The sequence below is a fragment of the Xanthomonas euvesicatoria pv. euvesicatoria genome (genome assembly GCF_020880415.1).
Classification (GTDB): Bacteria; Pseudomonadota; Gammaproteobacteria; order Xanthomonadales; family Xanthomonadaceae; genus Xanthomonas; species Xanthomonas euvesicatoria.
This window is the reverse complement of sequence record NZ_JAJIUJ010000086.1, coordinates 1-5,880: the sequence shown is the minus strand read 5'-3', so window position 1 is coordinate 5,880 and position 5,880 is coordinate 1. Positions and strand designations below refer to the sequence as shown.

The following is a 5,880-nucleotide window of genomic DNA, read 5'->3' as shown; positions in this document are numbered from 1 at the left end:
TGCCGGCGGCGCCGGCGACCTGGTCGAGCTCCTGCAGGCGGCGGCCACACGGCCGGCGCCGTTGCAGCTGCTGCGCGCGAGAGCGGCCGGCGCCAGGCGCTGGCCACGCGAGGCGGCAGCGGTGTGGAGCAAAGATCTGTTTGGTTAAAGCAGTCGATCGCAACATGCACAGACAAAAAAGGCGCGGATATCCGCGCCTTTTTCTTTAGAAGATACACATCGAACTCAGTGAGCCACCTCTGGACGGACGTCACCGTTGCGGGCCGCCAGGTGCGCCGAAGCCTTGCGTGTCGCTGCCTCGATGCGATTGCTTACGAAAACTGTGAATCCAACAAGCAGAATGCTGATGATTCCACGTCCAAGTTCTGGCGAATACGTCTTGGCTATGAGCTGGGCCATGATCACCCAGAAGAAGGTCTTGACGATAAGTCCAGCAAAATAAGCGATCGAAGGCCAGATAGGGCTTTTAACAGGAGACTTCGTCATTTCAGCTTCCTCGCGGTTGGGTGGATTGAAGCTCATGCAGCGGCGTCTACTTTTTTATCGTGGTATGCGTGCACATGCGCTTGAAGTGCCTTGGCGCGCTTCGCATCAGGAGAGTGCCACCCGACATAGAACGCTGCAACTCCCATGACCACCCACCCAACAAGGAACATGACCGGTGACTTCAATGGGTAGGCCAACAACAGCAGCGTAATGGCCGCAAGGCAGGCCCACACGCCCGATCGCCGCAGCAGGTAGCAAAATTGAGCCACCCGAGGCCAGGTTGAGCGTTTAACAGAAGAATTCGCCATTTTTTTATCCTCGCGACTTGCAGAAAAGGATGTTTAGGAAACAGCATAGAGGTGCGTAGTCTCAGGACGTGAGACGCGTGAAGCTAGCTACCAAAAACCTCACCGAAGTCGCATTCCGTCGCTGGAGGTGTTCATGGGGAGGGCTTGGTAGCAGGTTCGGAAGTGCCCAGCAGCGCGGCGGCCTCGTCATCGCTAATGGTGGGTAGAGCTTGATAGAGATGGGGTTCACTGAAACGGTCGTTTGCGTCGTGTGGGCTACACCAGTAGGGGGGCTCTGTGCCGCGAGTATGGTAAACCGCCACATCAACCTCACTGCAACCAGGTGCGCCAGCCCAGGCGCAGATCAGCTTCGTGTCTGCGGGTGCCGTTGCGATGGGAAGCCAATTGGCCGCCATCGGGTCTGCCTCCGCTAGCTGGTGGGGGTGGGCTGCTAGCTCTGCGAGCGTGATGCTTCCTTCTTCCGGGCACTCGTTGCAGCTAATGTGAAGCCCATAGGTTTTACGTTCGTCATTCTCGTTAGCGATTTCGCCGATCCACGCAGTGGACCCAAGGTAGTTTTCGTCCTCGGTGACACCCGGTCCGCCAAAATGAAACGCTGCGGCTTCCCAATCTTCGGCTGTGATCTGGAAGTGTTGCGGCACCAGCACCCAGCCAGGGGATGTCACCGGCACAGCAACAGGCGTAGGCGTTACGGCTGCGAGGTAATCCGCATAGCGAACGAACTGCTGCGGCTCAACAAGCCCGGAATGCGCTGCGACATCGAACACCGTCACGCCGTTGATCACGCGCCAGCCGGTAACGGTTCCGCCTGCGGCAGGCTGGCGGGAGGCAAGGTGGGCCTCGGAGTGGTCCAGCCCATCCCCGTTGCTGCCCGCACCGGGCTGCTCCAACTGTTTCCTATTTCGGGATTGTTTTGTCATGATTCAGACCTCCGCCTTGCTTAGCTTCAACGCGGTTTCCAGCAGCAGGAACAGGCGCCGGATTTCCGCGCTCATCAGCGCGAAGCGGGCATCGAGTTCGGCGCGTGCGCCATTGTTGTCGCTGTGTTCGAGCTGGTCCAGTGCGCCGTCGAGGAACTTGAGCTTGCGGATCACCAGATCGTCGCCGAGCACGAACGACAGATTGTCGTCCAGCACCAGCGCCAGTTTGGTGACCTGCTTGCCGGCGTCCAGGTGCTTGTCGATCTCGTCGCCGCGCAGCTCCTGGTGCTGGCATTTGACCACCGCGCCGCCTTCGATCGGATCCTTCATCTCGCACTCTTCGCCCAGGCTCAGACCTTCGGGCAAGGGCTCGCCGGCGATCCAGCCGGTGAGGATGCCGCGCGGTGCGACTTCAGCATTCAGCGGCAGCGCCGGGAAGCTACCGAGCGCGCCACGGATCTCCGACACCACGCTTTCGCCGGCCTTGCGGCTGGACGTGTTGACGATGGCCACACCAGTGGACATGTCGAGGAACACATCGGTGCGCGAGTTGCGCACGAAGGCTTTGGGCAGCAGCTCGTGGATGATGTCGTCCTTGAGGCGCTTGCGCGCTTTACCGCCAGGGCGGCGCCCTTCGGCCTTCTCGATCTCGGAGCACTTTTGCTCTAGCGCGTCATCAATGACGCCACCGGGCAGCATCTTGTCCTGGCCACCGACGGCCAGCCACAAGAAGTCCCCCAGCCTGTGGCTGAGCTGATCGGTCGCCTCGCGGCCGAATGGCGAGATGAAGCCCCGCGATGACATCTCCAGCGGGCCGACTGGTTTGAGCGCGGCATGCGGCAGCAACTCTTCGACCGTGGACAGGTCAAGAGAAGAAGGGAAGCGGAACATGGTGAGGTTGCGAAACAACATAGTTAGCCTTCATTGGAATTGATGGAAACAAGATGCAGGCGACTGCGAAGCAAGCACCTGCAGCGGTGAAAGTGCTCGCCTATGCGGCGTGGGCCGGCATGGTGAGGGCAACGGCGACGTTGCGGACCCAAATCGGCGTACTGGATAAAGCAAACGTCTGCCCCGTCCATGCCAGGAGCAAGGTGCGGCCTATCTCCTCGGCGATCGCACGTGCAGCTGCCGGTGGTACTGCGTTACCGATGCGCTCCCGCCACGCCTGATCCGACAAGCCATCGAGCTCAAGCATCTCCTCGGGTTCCACCAAGGATTGGATAACAGCAAGCTCTAGTGTGGTGAACGGCCTGTGCCACGTGTTGTCTAGGCTGGTGATGCGACACACAAGGTTTTGGCGCGCAGCCGGCAGGCGTGGATCAGCAATCGACCAACGCCCATTGTCGTGCCCAGCTGCAGCGCTGACGGCGCCAGTACAGCTGTCCCAGGGCACCACGCCGTAGTGCCCATTGGTCAGGTAGGCATCACCGGCCTGCCGCTGATTCGGTAGTCGCGGATCGGCGATGGCATAGGCACCAGTGTCGTCACCGCCAATGACAGTGCCAGTTTTGGAGCTCCATGCAGTCACGGGATACTTAGTGAACAGTTTTCCGTCCCGATTAGGGCGCGGATCCTGCACGCATTGCCCAGTGCCGTGTGCACCAGTCACCGCACCGGCATTAGCAGACCAGGGAACGATGCGGAATTCGTTGTTGTGCTTGGCAGGGCCGCCGTGGCGAGGATCGGCCACGGAGAAGACGCCTTGGCCAGGCGATTTGACGCCAATCACAGTGCCGGCGGTTTGATCCATCCGCAGCACACCGAACTGCTGGTACTGCGCTGCGCCTAGCCTGGCACGTGGATCAGGTACACCCTCAGCGCTTAGCTGTGAGGTGTCCCCAGCCATACTGTCAGGAATAATCAGGAAGTCGCTAAGCTTGCCGTCAGCCACGCGCAGCCGGTTCAAGCTTCGCCAGTCACTGCCTGCTTCTACAAATGCCAGACGCACCCACGTTTTCCACTGGAGCGATGGGATGCGATGCATTGGACCACCGCGCTCGATATCACCAGCCAGCGGCATGCGGCTGAGTAGGCTTCCCACCGGCTGCAGCGGACGCTTCACCGGCTCATACAGAAACGGTGGAACCTTCTCCGCATGGCGCGCGATGAGCAGGAACCGCTTGCGGCTTTGCGCAAGACTTCCCAGCTCACCGCAATCGTGAGTCGTCTCTGCGACGACGTACCCATATGCACGAAATAGCGCGTTGATCTGATCGAGCAAGTGCCTTCCTCGCGTTGCGATGCGTGGAACGTTCTCGAACACGTACATCTCGACCGGATCGTCTTTGTAGGCCTCAAGTGTCAGCATCACGCCACGTAGCGTGAGGCGGTTGAGAGCCTGATATTTGTCAGTCTTGGACTTCGACTCGGCCATCAAGCCTGAGAATCCCTTGCAGGGTGCCGAAAGAAACACAACGTGTGGACGTTCGCCACCAAAGGCACGGTGCACATCGGTCGTGGTTGCCTCATGCCAGGCAGCCGGCGGTTCACAACCCCAGAAGCTCCGGTATTGGTCGCGATCAAACAGATCCATGACGGTGCCGCTTACACCGGCAATACGCTCAAAGTCCGCTATCGCGGCCGGATCGACGTCAATGCCACCAATGCAGCGGAAAGTTGCTGACGCGGTGCCTATGTCTGGGCGCGCCTGGTTGAATCCTTTCGCACCCGCGCCCAGGCCAGCGAACAGGCCAGCGTGGCGGATCTCGTAACGATGTTGCATGCACCATCCTTATGGGTTTTTCATTGACGACAGCGAGGGTTGCTTTCTTGGTGAGCGGTCAAGCGGCTTCGCACAGGGCTAGATCTGACGTGCACCCGCCGCCGGCCTGCTTCTGGAAGAAGAGATCGAACTGGCGGCCACCGCGTGCTGTACGGCTCCACTCGACAAGCGTGCGAATGCGGCTATACGTGCCGGGCCGATCCACGTCGGTGGGATCGGTGACCGCCGGGAAGAACGTCGCGCTACGCCGCTTGTTGGCTGCGGCCACAATCTGTTCCCACTGGTCGATCCGGTCGATGTGCTCGGGGAACAGATCAGCGATCGTGCGCAACTCGCTCTTGCGGCAATTCACGCACGGCATGCAACCGACGCGGCCCATGCCCAGCGCGTAGAGCGGGTTTGGCTCGATATTGACCAGGTGTTGTATCGGCCGCTGTCCACTGGCGCTGCCCATCACGCCAATGTCTCCCGCATGAGATCTTCGACTGCCTTGCTGATCGAACGGCACACAAGCGCCGCCGGGGCAAGATGAGGAAACGAACCAGCATGCCAAGCGCGCTTGTAGTTGGTGCCGATCATTACCCGCAAGTCGTGAAAGCGATCGCAGGAAAGCGAGGCGGCACGGACGTAGCGAGCCATGCGCATCTGAGGGGTAATAGCACGCGGCATGTGATCAACATCCCTCTGCACGATTGCATCCAGCCCGCCATGCAGCAGACAAGGTAGTGAGTCAGTCATCGCCCGGCCAGCGCGTCTGAACATGTGGGTCCTGGCGAATTCTAGATGCATTTGCATAATTCCTTTTCTCCGATTTTGACGCCTAGTGTCGTACCGGTGCGACACTAGAATCACGCCTCTACCTGGGCCTGTCAAGCTGCAGCCGTGCAGGTTGTGACTTGTTTGGCTGGCGGCCTGTTCACCAGGCAGGTGTGCCGCGCGCACCTGCATGAGCAACCAGCCGTCGCAGTCGGCGTGCGGGGTCAAGGAGAGGCGCGCAGCGCCTCAGCTGTGACGACTGGCGCGGCCCGCAGCCGAAGGCGAGGACACGGGTCGCCGCAGCGGTCCTTGACGCGATAGCGCGCTGACGAAGACAGCAAGGCCGCGGCGTCGCGGCCGCGCAGGTGCCGGCATCGCCGGCACCGAAGTTGATCAATGGCTGTTGGCACGTCAGCGGCGCGGCGCGCCGCTTGCTCTTGGCTGGATCCACGACGGTGGCCACCACCAGCACCACCAGGTGCGCGTGTCGGCGCAGCCGCAGCGATCGACGCCTCTGGCGATCGCACAGCGGCAGGGCAGGGCACGCAGAGCTGCCTGCAGGCGCGTCGGCGCCGGCAGTTGCAGCAGCTGGTCGACGGCACAGCGCAGGGCGTGCGGTACCGGTGCGGCCGGCCTGCAGGCCGGCGATCGCACCACGACGTGGCCACCTGGCCAGGTCGACGCC

8 protein-coding genes are annotated in these 5,880 nt (G+C 61.2%); all 8 read right to left on the bottom strand.

The genetic code is table 11. From position 1 onward, the window contains the following. Positions 1-225: 225 nt before the first annotated feature. Positions 226-522, bottom strand: a complete 297-nt coding sequence (locus LN450_RS14340) for a hypothetical protein (protein WP_228892843.1) — start codon at positions 520-522, stop codon at positions 226-228. Then, positions 519-794: a hypothetical protein gene (locus tag LN450_RS14335; RefSeq protein WP_228892839.1), complete on the bottom strand. Its 276-nt coding sequence runs from the start codon at positions 792-794 to the stop codon at positions 519-521. Before LN450_RS14335 ends, LN450_RS14340 begins: the two co-directional genes overlap by 4 nt. 131 nt (positions 795-925) lie before the next feature. Further along, positions 926-1,714 (bottom strand): hypothetical protein, encoded by a 789-nt coding sequence (locus LN450_RS14330; RefSeq protein WP_228892837.1) that lies wholly within the window; start codon positions 1,712-1,714, stop codon positions 926-928. 3 nt (positions 1,715-1,717) lie between these two features. Continuing rightward, positions 1,718-2,626 (bottom strand): recombination-associated protein RdgC, encoded by a 909-nt coding sequence (locus tag LN450_RS14325; protein ID WP_228892834.1) that lies wholly within the window; start codon positions 2,624-2,626, stop codon positions 1,718-1,720. A gap of 79 nt (positions 2,627-2,705) precedes the next feature. Then, positions 2,706-4,439: a DNA cytosine methyltransferase gene (locus LN450_RS14320; protein ID WP_228892831.1), complete on the bottom strand. Its 1,734-nt coding sequence runs from the start codon at positions 4,437-4,439 to the stop codon at positions 2,706-2,708. A 58-nt stretch (positions 4,440-4,497) separates the two neighbouring features. Then, positions 4,498-4,896: a hypothetical protein gene (locus LN450_RS14315; RefSeq protein WP_228892829.1), complete on the bottom strand. Its 399-nt coding sequence runs from the start codon at positions 4,894-4,896 to the stop codon at positions 4,498-4,500. Next, entirely contained in the window at positions 4,893-5,228 is a 336-nt protein-coding gene (locus tag LN450_RS14310; protein ID WP_228892826.1) for a hypothetical protein, read from the bottom strand. Before LN450_RS14310 ends, LN450_RS14315 begins: the two co-directional genes overlap by 4 nt. Before the next feature lie 378 nt (positions 5,229-5,606). Beyond that, a partial coding sequence (locus LN450_RS14305) for a hypothetical protein (protein ID WP_228892824.1) occupies positions 5,607-5,880 on the bottom strand: 274 nt, incomplete at its 5' end.

Coding starts and splice junctions, on each gene's coding strand:
- LN450_RS14340 (WP_228892843.1), bottom strand. CDS start 522: ATGAGCTTCAATCCACCCAACCGCGAGGAAGCTGAAATGACGAAGTCT.
- LN450_RS14335 (WP_228892839.1), bottom strand. CDS start 794: ATGGCGAATTCTTCTGTTAAACGCTCAACCTGGCCTCGGGTGGCTCAA.
- LN450_RS14330 (WP_228892837.1), bottom strand. CDS start 1,714: ATGACAAAACAATCCCGAAATAGGAAACAGTTGGAGCAGCCCGGTGCG.
- LN450_RS14325 (WP_228892834.1), bottom strand. CDS start 2,626: ATGTTGTTTCGCAACCTCACCATGTTCCGCTTCCCTTCTTCTCTTGAC.
- LN450_RS14320 (WP_228892831.1), bottom strand. CDS start 4,439: ATGCAACATCGTTACGAGATCCGCCACGCTGGCCTGTTCGCTGGCCTG.
- LN450_RS14310 (WP_228892826.1), bottom strand. CDS start 5,228: ATGCATCTAGAATTCGCCAGGACCCACATGTTCAGACGCGCTGGCCGG.